The sequence below is a fragment of the Pseudodesulfovibrio pelocollis genome, from assembly GCF_030282845.1.
In the GTDB taxonomy this organism is placed as follows: Bacteria; Desulfobacterota; Desulfovibrionia; order Desulfovibrionales; family Desulfovibrionaceae; genus Pseudodesulfovibrio; species Pseudodesulfovibrio pelocollis.
The window spans coordinates 1-15099 of sequence record NZ_JASTWE010000008.1; the positions used below are offsets into that span (position 1 = coordinate 1).

Genomic DNA, 15099 nt, shown 5'->3' on the forward strand with positions numbered 1-15099 from the left:
CGCGCTGGCTCGCGGCCTGTATGCCTGGGACGGCGACGCCGGAGCCTGGGTCGAGGACGTGGCAGCCATGGCCACGGCGATCCGCGCCGAGCGGGATGCGCGGCTGACCGCCAGCGACTGGACCGTGTTGCCCGACTCGTCGCTTACTGGCGCGGCCCAGGACGAGTGCATCGCCTATCGTCAGGCGTTGCGCGACGTGCCCTCCCAGCCGGGATTCCCGTGGCAGGGCGACGTGGCGGCAGCGCCGTGGCCGACAGTGCCGGGCGTGCTGGCATAACAACTAACCTCGGAGCGGCCATGGAATTCTCCCCCCTTGAGACGAGCCTGATCACGGTGGTGTTTTCCGTGGCCTGCGGGCTGGTGGTCAAGCATCGCAGCGTGAGCCGGGCCGAGTGCCAGAAACAGCATGTGCGCCAGGACGAGAAGTTCAGCATCCTGTTTCGCATGGTGCGGGCGCTGGTGGTCCACTCGTCCATACCCGAGGAGGAAAAGGTGCGCATACTCAACCAGAGAGGAGACGACTGATGACCCTGTTCGAGTCCGCGACCATCAATCTGGTGATCGAATTTGTCTACAAGCTGCTGGCCCTGCTCATCCTGTGGGTGAGCCTGCGGGCCCTGGAGCGGTACAACGGACGCCCCTGGTCCAACACCATCGCGAGGATCGAGAATGACCCGCTGGCTCTGGCTGTGTATCAGTCTGCTCTGTGGTTGGGCTGCGCTCTGGTGCTCGCCGCCTGAGGCGTGGGCCGGGCCGGTCGGGCGGTATCACGACCGCTATGACCGGGAGATGGAGCGGGCCGTGGACCGCTGGTGGCCGCCCATACCCGAGGGGCACTGGCTGTGGCTCAAGGCGCAGCTCTATCAGGAGTCGCTGCTCGACCCGGCGGCGGTCTCGCCCGTGGGCGCGCGCGGGCTCGGGCAGTTCATGCCCCGGACCTGGGGCGAGGTGGCCGGGCAGCTGGGCTTTGGCCGGGCATCGCCCCACAGCGTGCGCCACTCGATCATGGCCTCGGCCTATTACATGCGCAAGCTGCGCGAGGGGTGGTCATCTCCGCGCCCGGAGATGGACCGCTGGGACCTGGCCCGGGCCAGCTACAATGCGGGGATGGGCAATCTGCTCAAAGCCCAGCGGCTGGCTGACGGGGCCGTGGAATACGCCCGGATCATCGCGGCGCTGCCCCGGGTGACCGGCCGTCACAGCCGGGAGACCATCACCTATGTGCAGCGCATTCATCGCTGGCACACGGAAATGGTTGGCACACGAAAATGACAGGGACAGGGAAATGACATGCTGCACGCACTGATTGGCTGGGCGGCCCGGCTGGGGCTGGGCACGATGATCAAGTATGCCGGATACGCCGTGATAGCCGTGGCCCTGGCCTGGCTGTGGCGCGACTATCAGGCCCTGCGCGGCGAGGTGGCGGTCAAGACCGCCCGGCTCATCGAGCAGGCCGTGGCGCACCGGGCCGAGGCAGCGACCTGGGCGCGGCGCGAGGAGCAGCTGCAAGCCGACCTGTCCACGGCGGCCGAGGCGGCTGCCGAGCGGCTGGCCAGAAGCGAAACCATCGCCGCCCAGGTGGCGAAACTCAAAACCATCCCCCGGAGGCCCGAACATGCGCAATGCCCTGATGTTGGCCCTGCTGTTGCTGCCGCTCTTGACTGGCTGCGCCCGGCCGCAGACCACGGTGCTGACGCGCACTGAGACCGTGATCCTGGCCCCGCCGCCCGGGCTGGCCACATGCGCCGACGCCCCGCCTCTGCCGCCCGATCCGCTGACCGATCAGGCGGTGGCCGAGTATATCCTGCGCCTGCACGGCGCGCACGAAGACTGCGCGGCCACGCTCAGGCGCATGGCCCGGTGGGGCGAGGAGGCCAGGGCGCGGGCGGGGGAAGGGAAGAATACACAATGAAGCCGGACCGGCGCAAAGGTCGGTCCGGCACCGAGAAGATGGAGCAGGCGAGGTGTTGGCGCACCTCGCCTGCTTTGCGCATGGGCTGCTGGGGATGTGCTGACGCCGGTTGTACTGGTCGGTCGTGGAATCGAAATAGCGTACACCACATTATAGACAACCCTCGATAGATGGGGTAGGCGTAACCCTTCGTGAGGTATGTAATGTTCTTTTCAGAGAGGTTGTTATGAGATTGCTGATGGTACTTTTGCTGGGGGCGGCCATGCTGGTCAACGCTGGCTGCATGGGGGCCGGGAAGCACAGGGACGCGGTGCGGGACGACGGGACTGACAGGATTTCCGCAGGCGTCGTGCAGAAGGAGATCAAGGTGGGCATGTCCAGCGCCGAGGTGGTCGAGGTGCTTGGCTCGCCCAACATGGTCACCACCGATGCCCAGCGCCGGGAAGTGTGGGTCTATGACAAGGTCTCCACCGAAAAGGTCTACTCGACCTCGTCGGGCGGGGTGGGCGTGCTCGGGCTGGTCTTTGGCGGCTCCGGCGGCGGGGCCGGTGGGGGCAGCTACAGCGGCAGCAGCGGCGCGGCCAGCAGCACACAGCGCACGCTGACCATAATCATCAAATATGACGAGCAGGGCCTTGTGCGCGACTTTGCCTATCGTCAATCCAGCTTTTAGGACGTGACATGCTGAGAAGATTTTTTATTGTGGCGTGTTGCCTGCTGATGACGGGCTGTGCGGCCAAGGTGCCCAAGGATGCCTTGCTGCTGCCGCCCGAGTCCCTGGCCAACAGGCAGCTGCAGACCCGCTTTTATGACACGGGCAACGAGGGGGGCGTGCTGGTGGCGGCCAACGCCGTATTGCAGGACCTGGGCTTCAACCTCGACGAGTCCTCCAAGGAGCTTGGCGTGATCGTGGCCTCCAAGACGCGCGATGCCACGGACCAGGGCCAGGTCTTTTTGCTGGCTCTGGTGGGGGCGCTGGGCAACAACCCCAACGCGGTCAACGCTGCGGACGCCACCCAGATCGTCAAGGTGTCGCTGGTGGTGCGGCCTCTGGACCAGGAGGGCGATGCGCCGGACACGGACCTGTCCCCGGAGAAGATCAAGGAAGTGCAGGACAGGGTGTATCAGGCCATTCATGACGGCCTGCTGGAGACCTTTCCCAAGGCCATGTGCGAAAAGATCGCGCGGGTCATGGCCGAGGATACCGCCCAGACCCTGACTAACGAGCTGGATACCCTGTTCTCGATCACGGACGTGCCCGGCAAGACAGCGGTGCGTGTCACCTTTCAACGCGTGATCTTCAACAAGCTCGGGCAGATCAACTCCCAGGCGCAGATCAACGAAGAAGCCGTGTATCAGGAATTCTTTGAAAAACTCTCCAAGTCGCTCTTCCTTGAGGCCAACCAGATATGAAAAAGCTCACCTTTGTTTCCCTTGTGCTCCTGATGCTTGTGGCTGGATGCCAGACCGCGCAGAAGAATATCCTGGACAGCGACGGCGAGTCCCAGGTCAAGGCGCGCGCCATGCAGACGCGGTACTTTGATACCGACGACAAGAAGCAGACGCTGCAGACGACCATTGCCACGCTGCAGGATCTCGGATTCGTCATCGACAAGGCCTCGTTTGAGCTTGGCTCCATCTCGGCCACCAAGCTGCACGGCTACAACATCCGAATGACCGTGGTGGTGATCCCGCGCGGCGAGGACCAGATGACCGTGCGGGCCAATGCCCAGTACAACATCGAGCCGATCCGCGACCCGCTGGTCTACCAGCAGTTCTTTGACGCCCTGGCCAAGGGCATGTTCCTCACCGCGCACACGGACGAATGACCCGGCCCGCCGGGCGGGAATGCGCCTGGACGCATGAAGACGCCGTCCCCGGAGAGAGTTCTCCGGGGACGGTTTTTTTTTGTGGTGTGGGTGGGGTGGGGGGGCTGCTCTGTTTGATTAGTCCTTAAATGCGTAGCTGTGTGCATAGGCCTTCAATATTTCAGTAATTTCTTGCGGGGTGAAAGTGGCATCATGCCATTCCTTCGATTGCTTGATTGTGTCGTAGACTCGAAGCATCCGCAGGTGCGAATCAATGCTCGGGCAGTGACAATTCAAATCGCGATCTTTGAATCTCGGAAAGCGGTCGAGGTCTTCAAGGAGGAAGCGAGCTATGCCATAATGTGACTCGTTGTTGCCGTCAAAGCCTCTGAATGACGGACTGTCCCCGAAAGGTGCCGCCTGCTCTTTTATGTAAGCTTTTTCTTCATCGGTGAACTTTTCGTAAATTGCTTCAATCACATCCCACATGAACATGATGTCAACGGTTTCATCAAGCTCGGCAGGGCTGTCGAAGTCATCCTTATCGAACAGCCACTCATACTCCCACTTCAGCGCCCATTGGTATTTTGATGAAAGCGCCGATTTGACGAAATCGGGGTCGATCTGTTGTTCTGCACCAAGTTTCTTTGAAATGTCGCAAAGCAATGCGGTGATGAGCTTTTCGCCAGCGGTCAAGGGCATTGGGTCTCCTTTTGTTTGATGTTTGTAAACCGGAGCGTTGGCCCCGGCAGTGTTTGTCTTTCGGTTGTGGCTACGGCGTGATGGCGATGTAGGCCATAAGGAACCCGGCGGCACCAGTTACGAGGGAGGCCCGGCCGAACGTCCTTGTTGCACGGATCGTGAAGAGTTCTGTGTCGAACCGCGAGAGGTGTTTCTTGAGCGGGTGCGGCGGGTCTGAAGGCATGTTGGCAACCACGATGGCTTTTTCGTTCCACGCCATGAGCATGGCGAAGATCGCCATGAGGGATGCGAGGAAGAAAAATAAAAGGGGCCATGTGAACGACAGGATGTCGCGGCCATCGGTATTGGAGATGAAGCCGAACAGGCCGATGCCGCATGCGCCGTTGAGCAGGAGGATGCTCTTGAGGGCGGTGAGGGATGCCTGGGCGGCCATCTGCTCGCGGGCGATGAGCAGGGCAGTGTGGGTGTCTTCGTTGATGGTGGGCATTGGCGTTGTCCTTTGCGTTTTGCAGCCGCTGTTTTGGTTTGTCTCTATTCCTCCATGTACTTTGTCCGCTCCGTGTAGATGAGCCGGACGTCGTTTGGCGGGATGGCCAGGGTCTGGGCGATGAAGTCTCTGAGGGCTGGCTCGTCGGTCATGGTGGAGCCGGAGCCGTCCGGGGTCTGGAAGCGGTCGCGGTTGGCTTCCCAGAGGCGTTCGATGGTGATGGCCTGGGGGGTGGGGCGGGACTCGGCGGCCTCGACCTGCCAGGACCAGCCCTGGTCGCCGCTGAAGCCGCCGGAGTCCGGGGCGTGGCGGGCGATGGCCAGGGCAGCACCGAGCCCGGCGATGGCCGGGTCTGGCTCAAGGAAGGCCACGGCCACCTGGGTGCCGGACTGCTCGGCCAGGGCCAGGGCGGCCTTGATGGCGGTATGGGCGAACTGGTCGCGGGTGGTGGCCGAGGCGGCGATGATGGTCACCTGACGGCGGTCGCGGCCGGGCACGCTGAAATCCTCGCGGGCGATGACCTGATAGTCAACGGCGTGGTGCGTGTCCGGGTGGGTGTCTGAACCAAGGACCGAGAAGAGGATGACGGCGGCCAGGATGGTCATCAGCCCGATGTTGACCTTGCGGGCGAATCTGGCCGCTGCCGCGCGCTCCTGGGCGGTGACCATGTGGCCGCACCTGGGGCAGGACCCGGCGTCCATGGGCATGCGCTTCTTGCAGGCGGGGCAGGGCATGTGTTTGGCCATGGGGAACCTCCTGGCAGGTTGTTGAAAAACGGCGATCTGCGGGCGTTAAGCGACTGTAGGCGAGTCTTCAAGCCGTACAGAAAGCTTATTCAAAAAGTTCAAACCCTCGCGTACAAGGAGTACGCTTCGGCCTTGAACTTTTTTTGCGCCTAGCATCTCACCATTTTTGAACAACCTGCATGTTTTGACTCTTCAGCGATCAGTTAATTGAACTTGTTGCTCACCGGGCCCTCCATGAGGATGAAGGCCGCAAGCTCCAGGGTGTAGGTGGTCTGTCCGGCCTTAACCTGCTGGCGCGGTATGCGCACATCGGAAAAGGCGACGGTGTATTCCCTGTCCGTGCCAGGGTGGGTCCATCCCCGGATGGGCATGCCCTGGTGGCTGGCGACGAACTGCGTAAGCTCGTCCTTGGTCCGGGGCGTGGCCTGCTCCCAGGTGTAGAGGAAGAGCCTTTGGCCGCGCGTTGTCAGGGGACGGGTGGTCGTGCTCCCGTCCTCAAAGGTGTCGGTAATGGTTTCCGGCGGCATCTCTATGGGGCCGTCCACTGTGGGGCCGGGGATGGTGGCGGGGAAGAAGGCGAGGGTCTTGAGTTCATAGGGGCGTGGCGGCATGGGGTATTTCTCCGGTGATGAGGATGCGTATGAATTCGTCCTGGGTGCACCATGTGGTTTCGACGTGTTCAAGCCGGGTCTTGTCAGCGCTGGTGGTGAGGAGAAGAAAGCGCACCTGACCGGGGTCGCGGGGGATGAACGCCTTGAGTTGGAAGAGCGGGGTCTTTCGATGGAGGTGATCTATGGTGGCTGTCTTGATTCCCTTGGCCGACCATTCCGCTTGGCGGTCGGCAAGATCCGAAGGGCGCTCGTTCCATGACTCGGTTACCACATGGGCGGAGGTTGCGGGCAGGGACTGTTTGACCTGAAGGCATTGCACGAACTCCTGAAGATTGGCGCTCCACGGGGTGTCGGACAGCGGGCTGTCGTAGATCACGACCCCTTCGTCAAAACAGAAATCGCCACCCTGTGTCCAGCGCATGACAGGAGGGTCGTTGGTAAGGGCGATTCTCCCTGTGAGCGCTGTGTCGAGGCAGCGCTTGAACTGCGCTCCAACGTGGAAATGCCATCCCGTGGCCATGCCTTCAAGCGGTCCTTCCTTCCATCCGGTGAAGCCGGGGAAAAGGAAGCGGGAGCGGGGAGGAGTGGACTCCACTGTGGCGGGGGTGATCCGGGCCAGATAATCCAGGGCGGCTTGGCGCGGGTTGGCCGGAGGGACGTGGCCGCCCCGGGGATGGGGGACGCCCTCCCTGAACAACCGCGCCAGTCTGGCCTTGTCGGCAAACGCCTGCGGTCCGGCCTCAAAGTTTCGGACCAGTTGAGACAGGCTGTATTCCCGGATGAGTTCCTTGACTCGGGCGAGTTGGCGCTTGGGGAATCCGCTTTTGTGGCGTTCGGGGTCATGGATGGATTCGTCGCCCTTGATGAGTTCCAGCTTGTGCTTGCAAAGCTGCCCACGGAGCCCGGCCGGGCATCTGCACTCCACGGTCAGGACGTTGCTTGGCGGATTGGTCTCGAAGGTGACCGGATAGCCGCCACTCCCGGAACTGCTAGCGACATAAAGCCGCGCGATTTCGTCTCGTTCCGTCATGCCCAAGCCCATTCGTTCAAGTGGTATCGTGGTCCGCGATACGCCAGGGTGAACCGCACACCAACAACGTGTTTTCTATCATTGCAGCCAAAAAAAATGCCTCTCATCGCCGTCCTCCTGCCCTTCTATTTTTGCGTGGCGGTGTCCTCGGGTCGGTGATTGATGCCACAAGCGTTGCCGGTCGGGTAGTCACTCCGGGGCTCGTGCAGGTGGGGTTCGCGGGCATTGATGCTGTTGCCGTAGCCGCCGCGCTGCACATGGAGCGCTTGGTGCTGGCCCTTGAGACTCGCCAGGATAGCCTCGATCTTGGCGAGGTCATCGGCTCCGACCATGGCCCGCTCAATAGTGGCGACCTGGGCGGCGATGGGGGTGTCGGGCAAGGGCGACGGACGCACCTCGGTCGAGTGTCCACTGATCGGCCCGGGCAAGCCGAGCATCTCTCCCCGTCCGGTGAGCAGCCAGAGGGGATTGATGTCGGGAAAGTTATCGAGAATTCGCTCAAGGTGTGTGGCCTTGAACTTGTCCTGCCTCTCTTCGCTGAAATACCCGTTGAACGTGTTTTGCTTCTCGCCCAGCAGCTTGGCTAGCTTCGCCCGGCTGCCGCATTTTTTTTGGGCAAGCATATCAATGCGTTCGAAGAGTTTCATAACGAAAAAATCACTTGTGTCCGAAAATTTGATTGACTCTTGATCGAAATTTCGATTAATCCTTGCCATAACAGTTGACGCAATCCCGCAGGCGAACATTTAGCACAATGGTTTTCGTAGTATGCCCAATGAATCCCGTCAAGGCCGCATTGCCGGATGGCTGAAGATGAACGGCGCAACCGTGACCATGCTGGCCGGGCATCTGGGGCTTTCTGCCGCCCAGACCAGCCGCCATTGCAACGCGGCCGAGGTGCCCACCGCCGTGCTGGCGGGCATGACCAGCTATGCGACCCCAACCGGCAAGCACATTCCGCGCGAGTTCCTGCCGCTGGGGCGGGACAAGTCGCCCGGACCGGCCAAGGGATGGATCGAGCGGCGGCTGGAAGCGGCCCGGCAGGGCGCGGCGGCTGCGAATGCGGCCACTAACGGGGTGTAGCTGGACTGACCTGACCATGCTCCGCCCCATAGCACGGGGCGGCGCGCCTGACACGCGGTAAGATGCAAGGAGGAATACCGTGCCCAAGAACCTGAAAGACCCGAATTTTTACGACGAGCTGGGCGAGGCCCTGCACGATCTGGTCAAGTTCGCGCCGAGCGGGGCCACGGCCCGGCGCATCGCGGCCCTGACCAGCCTGCCTTACTCCACGCTGCTGAACGGATTGTCGCGCACCGAGTCCAACGCGGGGTGTCGGCTGCATCTGGATTCGCTGGAGGCGATTGTGGCTGCTGCCGGGGGCGAGGCGTTTGTGGCCGGGTATTTTGCGGTCAAGGCCGGGGGTGTGTTTGTGCGGCTGCCCGAGGCCGGGGCGTGCCCGGATGGGGCACGGGCCAGGGTCATGCAGACCATGGCCGAGCTGGGCGCGCTGTGCCGCAGCTTTGAGCACGCCACCGCGCCCGACGGGCCAGGGGGCGAGGCCGTGACCGATGGGGAGCTGCGCAAGTTCCAGGCCCGGGCCAACCGGATGATGAGCGCGGCCAAGGCCATGATCGTGGCCTGCGAGGGGGCGCTCAAGGCCAGCCAGGAGGAGGGATGACCGTGCATGACATGACCACGTCGACCACGCCGATCACGCCGACCCTTGAGGACAGGCTTGAGCGCATCGAGGCCGAGCTTGAGGCCATGGTGCAGGAGTGCAAGTACGGCCGCATCGTGGTGCCCGAGATCGGGCGCATCTGCATGGCGCAGTTTTTTGCCAAGTCCGCCCTGGGCGACATGCGGCGGCGGCGGGAGATCCCGCTGGGCGGCCGCGACAGGAGCGTGCCGAGCGGGGACCGGGCGTAATTGACCGTTGAAAAAGTCAAAACATGGAGGCTGTTCAAAAATGGTGAGATGCTAGGCGCGAAAAAAGTTCAAGACCGAAGCGTACTCCTGGTACGCGAGGGTTTGAGCTTTTTGAAGCAACGACGCAGATCGCCGATTTTCAACAGCCTCCTAACAGGACAGGAGGAAGACGATGCAGCGCGACAGGGAGACGGATGAGGCTGTGGTGGGCCGTTTTGAGGGGGCCATGGGGCGGATCAGGCAGGTGTTTGGGGTGCGCACGCAGGTGGAACTGGCCGAGCGGCTCGGGGTGCGCCAATCGTCCGTGTCTGACGCCAAGCGGCGGTGCTCGATACCGGCCGAGTGGCTGCTGACCATCTGGCGGGCCACCGGGGCCTCGCCGGACTGGATCATGGAGGGGGACGCGTGCGGGCATCGCTACGCCGTGGCCTCCACCGAGCCGGGCCAGCCGATCAACGCCGTGGCCCTGCGCCGGGAGATCGAGGCCGAAGTGCGGGCCGAGCTGGACACCCTGACCATGGACCAGCTCATTGAGCGGCTGCAGGACAAGCGGCCTGACATCGAGATCCGCATCCCGGCCAGGACGGCCTAGGGGGCTGGTATGGCGTGGGAAATGGGCATGGTCATCGGGCTGGCCGTGGTGGTGTGCCTGCTGATCCGGGCGTGCGAGAAGGGATGGAGGAAGCCGTGATGCAGGATATTCGAGCCATGCGGCGGGAGCGGGTGGCCGAGGTGATCCGGCGGTTGTTGCCGGAAAATCCCGAGAGCGTCCTGGGCCGGGACATCATGGCCGTGGTCGACCACGGGCTGCCGGTGAACGCGCAGTTCGTGTCTGCGGCGATGCTCAACCGGTATCTGGCGTGGCTTGGGCTGACGCGGGTGGAGTGCGGGCGGATGGTGGCCTGGGCCGTGGACGGCGCGATGCTGGAACTGCTCAAGGCCGGGCTCGCGCCCGGGGGCGGGCCAGCTGGGAGCGGGCCAGCTGGGAGCGGGCCAGCCGTGACCGAGGTTGCGGCGACCGGGGCTGCGGCGGTGGAAAATCCGGAGCCGGACGGGCCGGAGAGGGCCGACGTGCCTTGCGCGCCGTGCAGGCCTGCCGCGCAGGGCCATGAACGGGGATTTCTCGACGACGAGTTCGAGCCGGTGGGAGACTCCATCTTCAACCAGGGAGCGTACCTATGATCGGCATCACACCACCCACGGTGCGGGAGCGGCGGCCAGGGCCGGGCAACCACAAGCTGCCCCTGCGCTGCACGGACGAGGGGTGCCCCTCGCGCCGGGAGTGCAAGCGGCCGGGGTTTGCGGGCGAGCCGCACGATTTCAAGCACAACCGGGGCGAGGGCGCGATCTGCGCCTACTTTGTGAGCCGGGAGGGGGAGGCGTGAGCGGGCGTGACAGAAAGAGCCGCGACCTGGGGCCGGACCGGGCGCGCTGCGCGGACTACGACTGCCCGGCCTGGGAGGCCGGGTGCGCGCGGGCCGAGACCCAGCTGGGGCTGGGCCGCTACTGCTGGCTGCCCCTGACCCGGCCCAGGGGGGCCAAGGAGTGCAGGCGGCGGATTGATCCGGTGACGCTCAAGGAAGGGAGGTAGGCATGGCGAGGACGGTGCATGAGGCGGCAAAGGCGTTCATGGAGGAGGTTCTCTGGCGGGCCGAGATCGCGCCGGTGCTGCGCAGGTTGGGCGTGCGCACGGATCGCGCTGTGGAGGGGCCGAGGCGGGGCAAGGGCGGCGGTTTGACGGGTGCGGAGCGGCGTGCGCTGGACGGGAGGGACGGGCGATGAGCTTGGTACCGAGTGGCTGCGCTTTGTTTGACGCCAGGAAGTGCCCGATAGACCACACTGGGCAGGGCTTCACTGCCATCTGCGCGGCGGTGGCCTGTGCTGGCAAGGTGCTGGAGTCCGAGATTGCGACCCTCAAGGCCAAGCTGGCCGAGGCCAACGCCATCAAGGACGAGCTGGGCCGCGCGGTCAGGGTCATGCAGGAGACGATCAACGGGCGGTTTGTGAAGGGGGTGGGTGATGCCGAGTAAAATACAATGGACTGGCCGCACCTGGAACCCGATGGTCGGGTGTTCCAAAATTTCCCCGGCGTGTGACCATTGCTACGCCGAACGCATGGCCTTCCGGCTGGCGCACAATCCCAAGGCTCCCATTGCGTATCGGGTCGTCACCGACGCCGGAACGTGGAACGGCCAGACAGCCCTGGTCGAGTCGGTACTGGCGACTCCGCTGCGCTGGCGCAAGCCGTGCCGGGTGTTTGTGGGGTCCATGACGGACCTGTTCCATCCGACCGTGCCGGACGAGTGGCTGGACCGGGTGTTTGCGGTCATGGCCCTGACGCCGCACATCACCTATCAGGTGCTGACCAAGAGGCCGGAGCGGATGCGCCGCTATATGGAGGGCTGCCAGAGAGGGGCTTCCGACATTGGCGGCGAGTTCCCATGGCCCAACCTGTGGCTGGGCGTCACAGCCGAGAATCAGGCCAGGGCCGAGGAGCGTATCCCTGTGCTGCTCGATACCCCGGCGGCGGTCCGGTTCGTGAGCGTGGAGCCGATGCTTGGGGCGGTGGACCTGCGGGAATATATCAAGGGCGAGCGTTGGTTCACATCCGATTCCCCAATGTATCGGTGGCTCGATTGGGTCATCTGCGGCGGCGAATCCGGCCCAGGGGCGCGGCCCATGCACCCGGAGTGGGCGCGGGGGCTGCGCGACCAGTGCCAGGAGGCCGGGGTGCCGTTCTTTTTCAAGCAGTGGGGCGAGTGGGGCGGCCTGCCCTACCGACTCATGGCTGAAAAATGCGTGGCCGTCACACTCGATGGACAGACATATAGCCCGGATGCGGCGGCATTCAACGGCGAATCGCTGCCCGATGGGGCTGTCATTCGCTGCCGTGTCGGCAAGAAGGCGGCTGGCCGCCTGCTGGACGGGCGGGAGTGGAACGAGTTTCCGGGGGTGCGCGTCTGATGCGTAGCCTCTTCGACATCACCGGCTCCGCGTCCGGCGACGAGATCGTGGTGGACCTGTTCGCGGGCGGCGGCGGGGCCAGCGAGGGCATCCGCATGGCGCTGGGGCGCGACCCCGAAGCGGCGGTGAATCACAACCCGCTGGCCGTGGCCATGCATGCGGCCAATCACCCGGGCACCGTCCATTTCACGGACGACGTGTGGGCCGTGTCGCCCTCATGGGTGACGCAGGGCCGCAAGGTTGGTCTGCTGTGGGCCTCGCCCGACTGCACCCACTTCAGTAAGGCCAAGGGCGGCGCACCGGTGCGCAACGACCGCATCCGCTCCCTGGCCATGGTCCTGGTGGACAAGTGGATACCAGAGGTGCGCCCGAGGATCATCATCATGGAGAACGTGGAGGAGATGACCACCTGGGGGCCGCTGGACTGCCGGGGGCGGATCATCGACGCGGCCAAGGGCGACACGTTCCGGGCGTTCATCCGGCGGATTCGCCGGGCCGGGTATGCGGTGGAGTGGCGCGAGCTGCGCGCCTGCGACTATGGCGCGCCCACCATCCGCAAGCGGCTGTTCCTCATTGCCCGGTGCGACGGCCAGCCCATTGTCTGGCCCGCGCCGACCCATGGCGACCCCAAGAGCGAGGCCGTGCAGGCTGGCGAGCTGCTGCCATGGCGCACGGCTGCCGAGTGCATTGACTGGTCCATCCCCTGCCCGTCGATTTTCGACACGTCCGAGGAGATCAAGGCCAAGCATGGCATCAACGCCAAGCGGCCTCTGGCCGAGAAAACGCTCAAGAGGATCGCCGAGGGCATCCGGCGATATGTGCTGGAGGCCGAGCGGCCGTTCGTGGTCAACCTGACCCACGGTGTGCGCCTGGAGGACGTGGCCGAGCCCATGCGGACCGTGACCGGGGCGCACCGTGGCGAAAAGGCCGTGGTCACGCCCTGCATTTCAAGCCCAGCACATTCCACCTCAACTGGTCGATCAAAATACGTTTGGGGCCCTCTTGAGCCGTTGAGGACCGTGACCGGAGGGGGTGGGTTCACCTTGGTGTCGCCGATGCTGGAGGCCCACTACGGCGGCGATGGGGCCCGGGCCATGCGCTTGCCGGACATCCAGGAGCCGCTGCGGACCATGAGCACCGAGAACCGGTTTGGACTGGTTTCCCCAACCCTGATCCAGACCGGCTATGGAGAGCGCGAGGGGCAGGCCCCGCGCGTGCCCGGCCTGGACAAACCGCTCGGCACTGCCGTGGCTGGAGGGGTCAAGCATGCGGTTGTTTCGGCCTTCCTTGCCAAACACTTCACGGGCGTGGTGGGCGCGCCCGTGACGGCCCCGGCTCCCACGGTCACCACAGTGGACCACAATGCGCTGGTGGCGGCCAGTTTGAGCGCCTTCTATGGCAAGAGCGTCGGACAGGAGGCCGGAGAGCCGTCCCTGACCGTGACAAGCAAGGAGCGCCACGCCCTGGTGGCCTCCAACTTGGTCAAGCTGCGCGGCGACAACGTGGGCCAACCGAGCGACCAACCCCTGGCGACCGTTTCCGCCGGCGGGACGCACCATGCCGAGGTGCGGGCGTTCCTGATGAAGTATTACAGCGAGGGCGGGCAGGATCAGGCCGCGAGCGATCCTATGCACACGCTGACCACCAAGGCGCGCATGGGCCTCGTGACCGTGGCGGGCCAGGAGTACTACATCGCCGACATCGGGATGCGCATGCTCCAGCCGCGCGAGTTGTTCCGCGCCCAGGGCTTCCCGGACTCGTACATCATTGACCGGGGCGCGGACGGCAGGCCCATGACCAAGACCGATCAGGTGCGCATGTGCGGCAATTCGGTCTGCCCGCCCATGGCCGCCGCCCTGGTGGCCGCCAACGTGGCGCTCAGAGTGGCCGGGGAGGTGGCGGCGTGAGCGACATTTACACCGATCTCCACGCCAACCCCTGGGGGCTGTACCGGATCGACGGCACTGGCCCATACAACGGCCATTTCTGGCCCATGCGGGACGACGAGTACCGGGCATACGAGGACTTGGACGACCGGCGGATCGAGCACCTTCAGGACCGCTTGAAGCGGGTGTGGATCGTCGGGCTGCAGGATGGCCGGTGGATGTCTCAGGGGCACATCTACAAGGAGCAATTTTTCGCCACACGCGAGGCGGCGCTGCGGTCCGCCGTAGCCCGCTATCTCCGGCTTCTGCGGTACGCGAACCGCAAGTGGGAGGAATCAGGCGACGCGTACACGCGCAGGATTCCGGACGACCTGTTCGAGAAGCTGGTGGAGTGGGCCTTTTCGATCATTGGGCGGGTCGCGCCAGCTGCGCGGGCGTCTGGGCGGGTGGAGCAGCTAGTGGTGCCGACCGAGTGGAGAAACCTTCCGCTGATGAGGGGGATGTGATGAGAGACAAGGAAAGAGGCTTATACAACAAGTTCAACGTGACCCGGAAGGACGGGAGCAGCGGGGTGGGCGGCAAGCACGAGCTCTGCAAGTATTTCGTGCTCGACCTGACGCACGATTCGCACGCCATACCGGCCATCCGCGCCTATGCGGACTCGTGCCGGGCCGAGTATCCGGCCCTGGCTGGCGATTTGGACAGGATTTCCGAGTACATGGCGGAGCGGCTGGCATGACCCCAAGCGAGATCGAGCGGCAGGAGTTCCTGATGCGCGCCCGGCCCGGCATTCATTATGGGCGGCTGGTGTGCGGGCGGTGCCAGGGGCATGGTGTGGAGCCCGAGGAGGACAGGATGTGGGGCATGCCCGAGGACGAGCCGTGCAAGGCGTGCCTCGGGCACCGCGTGGTTGAGAGGCGGGTGACGGTCATTGTGGAGGACACGCCGGTGGGCGTGAGGAGGTCGGGGTGATGGAGCTGGCGCAGGTGATCGAGGCGAGGCTCGGGCGGGCGTATTCGGCCAG

29 protein-coding genes are annotated in these 15099 nt (G+C 64.3%); 23 read left to right on the forward strand and 6 right to left on the reverse strand.

The window, feature by feature from the left end; all coding sequences use genetic code 11:
• From QQS14_RS04445 to QQS14_RS04485, 9 genes are all read left to right on the forward strand, one after another.
• Positions 1 to 277 (forward strand): tail fiber assembly protein (locus tag QQS14_RS04445; protein ID WP_285905703.1); only part of this gene is annotated, 277 nt, incomplete at its 5' end.
• Positions 278 to 297: 20 nt separating this feature from the next.
• Entirely contained in the window at positions 298 to 525 is a 228-nt protein-coding gene (locus QQS14_RS04450; RefSeq protein ID WP_285905704.1) for a hypothetical protein, read from the forward strand.
• Positions 525 to 740: a hypothetical protein gene (locus tag QQS14_RS04455; protein ID WP_285905705.1), complete on the forward strand. Its 216-nt coding sequence runs from the start codon at positions 525 to 527 to the stop codon at positions 738 to 740. Before QQS14_RS04450 ends, QQS14_RS04455 begins: the two co-directional genes overlap by 1 nt.
• Positions 670 to 1272 carry a transglycosylase SLT domain-containing protein gene (locus QQS14_RS04460; RefSeq protein WP_285905706.1) on the forward strand — a complete coding sequence of 201 codons (603 nt, stop codon included), beginning with the start codon at positions 670 to 672 and terminating at the stop codon, positions 1270 to 1272. The genes QQS14_RS04455 and QQS14_RS04460 overlap by 71 nt, the downstream gene beginning before the upstream one ends.
• A gap of 18 nt (positions 1273 to 1290) precedes the next feature.
• Entirely contained in the window at positions 1291 to 1704 is a 414-nt protein-coding gene (locus QQS14_RS04465) for a hypothetical protein (RefSeq protein WP_285905707.1), read from the forward strand.
• Positions 1688 to 1912, forward strand: coding sequence for an Rz1-like lysis system protein LysC (gene lysC, locus QQS14_RS04470; RefSeq protein WP_285905708.1), 225 nt, complete (start codon positions 1688 to 1690; stop codon positions 1910 to 1912). The genes QQS14_RS04465 and lysC overlap by 17 nt, the downstream gene beginning before the upstream one ends.
• A gap of 238 nt (positions 1913 to 2150) precedes the next feature.
• The gene (locus tag QQS14_RS04475; protein WP_285905709.1) at positions 2151 to 2585 is read left to right on the forward strand and encodes a hypothetical protein; all 435 of its coding nucleotides are present in this window, start codon (positions 2151 to 2153) and stop codon (positions 2583 to 2585) included.
• Between the two features lie 8 nt (positions 2586 to 2593).
• Positions 2594 to 3325, forward strand: coding sequence for a hypothetical protein (locus tag QQS14_RS04480; RefSeq protein WP_285905710.1), 732 nt, complete (start codon positions 2594 to 2596; stop codon positions 3323 to 3325).
• Positions 3322 to 3741 (forward strand): hypothetical protein, encoded by a 420-nt coding sequence (locus tag QQS14_RS04485; protein ID WP_285905711.1) that lies wholly within the window; start codon positions 3322 to 3324, stop codon positions 3739 to 3741. The genes QQS14_RS04480 and QQS14_RS04485 overlap by 4 nt, the downstream gene beginning before the upstream one ends.
• A gap of 117 nt (positions 3742 to 3858) precedes the next feature.
• On the opposite strand, the gene QQS14_RS04490 is transcribed toward QQS14_RS04485, so the two are convergent.
• The 6 genes from QQS14_RS04490 to QQS14_RS04515 form a co-directional block, all read right to left on the reverse strand.
• Positions 3859 to 4422 carry a YfbU family protein gene (locus tag QQS14_RS04490; protein WP_285905712.1) on the reverse strand — a complete coding sequence of 188 codons (564 nt, stop codon included), beginning with the start codon at positions 4420 to 4422 and terminating at the stop codon, positions 3859 to 3861.
• 70 nt (positions 4423 to 4492) lie between these two features.
• Entirely contained in the window at positions 4493 to 4909 is a 417-nt protein-coding gene (locus QQS14_RS04495; protein WP_285905713.1) for a hypothetical protein, read from the reverse strand.
• Positions 4910 to 4953: 44 nt separating this feature from the next.
• Positions 4954 to 5655: a DUF4875 domain-containing protein gene (locus QQS14_RS04500; protein WP_285905714.1), complete on the reverse strand. Its 702-nt coding sequence runs from the start codon at positions 5653 to 5655 to the stop codon at positions 4954 to 4956.
• Positions 5656 to 5858: 203 nt separating this feature from the next.
• Entirely contained in the window at positions 5859 to 6266 is a 408-nt protein-coding gene (locus QQS14_RS04505) for a hypothetical protein (protein WP_285905715.1), read from the reverse strand.
• The gene (locus QQS14_RS04510) at positions 6247 to 7296 is read right to left on the reverse strand and encodes a hypothetical protein (RefSeq protein ID WP_285905717.1); all 1050 of its coding nucleotides are present in this window, start codon (positions 7294 to 7296) and stop codon (positions 6247 to 6249) included. The genes QQS14_RS04505 and QQS14_RS04510 overlap by 20 nt, the downstream gene beginning before the upstream one ends.
• Before the next feature lie 125 nt (positions 7297 to 7421).
• A complete protein-coding gene (locus tag QQS14_RS04515; RefSeq protein ID WP_285905718.1) occupies positions 7422 to 7943 on the reverse strand; it encodes a hypothetical protein in 522 nt (173 codons plus the stop codon).
• A gap of 166 nt (positions 7944 to 8109) precedes the next feature.
• Here QQS14_RS04515 and QQS14_RS04520 point away from each other — a divergent pair, with 166 nt between their 5' ends.
• The 14 genes from QQS14_RS04520 (at position 8110) to QQS14_RS04585 (ending at position 15047) form a co-directional block, all read left to right on the forward strand.
• Positions 8110 to 8379, forward strand: a complete 270-nt coding sequence (locus tag QQS14_RS04520) for a hypothetical protein (protein WP_285905719.1) — start codon at positions 8110 to 8112, stop codon at positions 8377 to 8379.
• A gap of 79 nt (positions 8380 to 8458) precedes the next feature.
• Positions 8459 to 8977, forward strand: a complete 519-nt coding sequence (locus tag QQS14_RS04525) for a phage regulatory CII family protein (protein WP_285905720.1) — start codon at positions 8459 to 8461, stop codon at positions 8975 to 8977.
• The gene (locus QQS14_RS04530) at positions 8974 to 9225 is read left to right on the forward strand and encodes a hypothetical protein (RefSeq protein ID WP_285905721.1); all 252 of its coding nucleotides are present in this window, start codon (positions 8974 to 8976) and stop codon (positions 9223 to 9225) included. The genes QQS14_RS04525 and QQS14_RS04530 overlap by 4 nt, the downstream gene beginning before the upstream one ends.
• Positions 9226 to 9397: 172 nt before the next feature.
• Complete coding sequence (locus QQS14_RS04535; RefSeq protein WP_285905723.1) at positions 9398 to 9817, forward strand: helix-turn-helix domain-containing protein; 420 nt, start codon at positions 9398 to 9400, stop codon at positions 9815 to 9817.
• A gap of 98 nt (positions 9818 to 9915) precedes the next feature.
• On the forward strand, positions 9916 to 10407 hold the full coding sequence (locus QQS14_RS04540; RefSeq protein ID WP_285905724.1) for a hypothetical protein: 492 nt from the start codon (positions 9916 to 9918) through the stop codon (positions 10405 to 10407).
• Positions 10404 to 10610 (forward strand): hypothetical protein, encoded by a 207-nt coding sequence (locus tag QQS14_RS04545; protein WP_285905725.1) that lies wholly within the window; start codon positions 10404 to 10406, stop codon positions 10608 to 10610. The genes QQS14_RS04540 and QQS14_RS04545 overlap by 4 nt, the downstream gene beginning before the upstream one ends.
• Positions 10607 to 10816: a hypothetical protein gene (locus tag QQS14_RS04550; RefSeq protein ID WP_285905726.1), complete on the forward strand. Its 210-nt coding sequence runs from the start codon at positions 10607 to 10609 to the stop codon at positions 10814 to 10816. The genes QQS14_RS04545 and QQS14_RS04550 overlap by 4 nt, the downstream gene beginning before the upstream one ends.
• A 2-nt stretch (positions 10817 to 10818) precedes the next feature.
• A complete protein-coding gene (locus QQS14_RS04555; protein ID WP_285905728.1) occupies positions 10819 to 11007 on the forward strand; it encodes a hypothetical protein in 189 nt (62 codons plus the stop codon).
• Positions 11004 to 11255, forward strand: a complete 252-nt coding sequence (locus QQS14_RS04560; RefSeq protein WP_285905729.1) for a hypothetical protein — start codon at positions 11004 to 11006, stop codon at positions 11253 to 11255. The genes QQS14_RS04555 and QQS14_RS04560 overlap by 4 nt, the downstream gene beginning before the upstream one ends.
• A complete protein-coding gene (locus QQS14_RS04565; RefSeq protein ID WP_285905730.1) occupies positions 11245 to 12189 on the forward strand; it encodes a phage Gp37/Gp68 family protein in 945 nt (314 codons plus the stop codon). Before QQS14_RS04560 ends, QQS14_RS04565 begins: the two co-directional genes overlap by 11 nt.
• Positions 12189 to 14096 carry a DNA cytosine methyltransferase gene (locus QQS14_RS04570; RefSeq protein ID WP_285905731.1) on the forward strand — a complete coding sequence of 636 codons (1908 nt, stop codon included), beginning with the start codon at positions 12189 to 12191 and terminating at the stop codon, positions 14094 to 14096. Before QQS14_RS04565 ends, QQS14_RS04570 begins: the two co-directional genes overlap by 1 nt.
• Complete coding sequence (locus QQS14_RS04575; protein ID WP_285905732.1) at positions 14093 to 14581, forward strand: hypothetical protein; 489 nt, start codon at positions 14093 to 14095, stop codon at positions 14579 to 14581. Before QQS14_RS04570 ends, QQS14_RS04575 begins: the two co-directional genes overlap by 4 nt.
• Complete coding sequence (locus QQS14_RS04580) at positions 14581 to 14814, forward strand: hypothetical protein (RefSeq protein ID WP_285905733.1); 234 nt, start codon at positions 14581 to 14583, stop codon at positions 14812 to 14814. Before QQS14_RS04575 ends, QQS14_RS04580 begins: the two co-directional genes overlap by 1 nt.
• Positions 14811 to 15047 (forward strand): hypothetical protein, encoded by a 237-nt coding sequence (locus QQS14_RS04585; protein WP_285905734.1) that lies wholly within the window; start codon positions 14811 to 14813, stop codon positions 15045 to 15047. The genes QQS14_RS04580 and QQS14_RS04585 overlap by 4 nt, the downstream gene beginning before the upstream one ends.
• Positions 15048 to 15099: the final 52 nt, after the last annotated feature.

Coding starts and splice junctions, on each gene's coding strand:
- QQS14_RS04450 (WP_285905704.1), top strand. CDS start 298: ATGGAATTCTCCCCCCTTGAGACGAGCCTGATCACGGTGGTGTTTTCC.
- QQS14_RS04455 (WP_285905705.1), top strand. CDS start 525: ATGACCCTGTTCGAGTCCGCGACCATCAATCTGGTGATCGAATTTGTC.
- QQS14_RS04460 (WP_285905706.1), top strand. CDS start 670: ATGACCCGCTGGCTCTGGCTGTGTATCAGTCTGCTCTGTGGTTGGGCT.
- QQS14_RS04465 (WP_285905707.1), top strand. CDS start 1,291: ATGCTGCACGCACTGATTGGCTGGGCGGCCCGGCTGGGGCTGGGCACG.
- QQS14_RS04475 (WP_285905709.1), top strand. CDS start 2,151: ATGGTACTTTTGCTGGGGGCGGCCATGCTGGTCAACGCTGGCTGCATG.
- QQS14_RS04480 (WP_285905710.1), top strand. CDS start 2,594: ATGCTGAGAAGATTTTTTATTGTGGCGTGTTGCCTGCTGATGACGGGC.
- QQS14_RS04485 (WP_285905711.1), top strand. CDS start 3,322: ATGAAAAAGCTCACCTTTGTTTCCCTTGTGCTCCTGATGCTTGTGGCT.
- QQS14_RS04490 (WP_285905712.1), bottom strand. CDS start 4,422: ATGCCCTTGACCGCTGGCGAAAAGCTCATCACCGCATTGCTTTGCGAC.
- QQS14_RS04495 (WP_285905713.1), bottom strand. CDS start 4,909: ATGCCCACCATCAACGAAGACACCCACACTGCCCTGCTCATCGCCCGC.
- QQS14_RS04500 (WP_285905714.1), bottom strand. CDS start 5,655: ATGGCCAAACACATGCCCTGCCCCGCCTGCAAGAAGCGCATGCCCATG.
- QQS14_RS04505 (WP_285905715.1), bottom strand. CDS start 6,266: ATGCCGCCACGCCCCTATGAACTCAAGACCCTCGCCTTCTTCCCCGCC.
- QQS14_RS04510 (WP_285905717.1), bottom strand. CDS start 7,296: ATGACGGAACGAGACGAAATCGCGCGGCTTTATGTCGCTAGCAGTTCC.
- QQS14_RS04515 (WP_285905718.1), bottom strand. CDS start 7,943: ATGAAACTCTTCGAACGCATTGATATGCTTGCCCAAAAAAAATGCGGC.
- QQS14_RS04520 (WP_285905719.1), top strand. CDS start 8,110: ATGAACGGCGCAACCGTGACCATGCTGGCCGGGCATCTGGGGCTTTCT.
- QQS14_RS04530 (WP_285905721.1), top strand. CDS start 8,974: ATGACCGTGCATGACATGACCACGTCGACCACGCCGATCACGCCGACC.
- QQS14_RS04535 (WP_285905723.1), top strand. CDS start 9,398: ATGCAGCGCGACAGGGAGACGGATGAGGCTGTGGTGGGCCGTTTTGAG.
- QQS14_RS04540 (WP_285905724.1), top strand. CDS start 9,916: ATGCAGGATATTCGAGCCATGCGGCGGGAGCGGGTGGCCGAGGTGATC.
- QQS14_RS04545 (WP_285905725.1), top strand. CDS start 10,404: ATGATCGGCATCACACCACCCACGGTGCGGGAGCGGCGGCCAGGGCCG.
- QQS14_RS04555 (WP_285905728.1), top strand. CDS start 10,819: ATGGCGAGGACGGTGCATGAGGCGGCAAAGGCGTTCATGGAGGAGGTT.
- QQS14_RS04560 (WP_285905729.1), top strand. CDS start 11,004: ATGAGCTTGGTACCGAGTGGCTGCGCTTTGTTTGACGCCAGGAAGTGC.
- QQS14_RS04565 (WP_285905730.1), top strand. CDS start 11,245: ATGCCGAGTAAAATACAATGGACTGGCCGCACCTGGAACCCGATGGTC.
- QQS14_RS04570 (WP_285905731.1), top strand. CDS start 12,189: ATGCGTAGCCTCTTCGACATCACCGGCTCCGCGTCCGGCGACGAGATC.
- QQS14_RS04580 (WP_285905733.1), top strand. CDS start 14,581: ATGAGAGACAAGGAAAGAGGCTTATACAACAAGTTCAACGTGACCCGG.
- QQS14_RS04585 (WP_285905734.1), top strand. CDS start 14,811: ATGACCCCAAGCGAGATCGAGCGGCAGGAGTTCCTGATGCGCGCCCGG.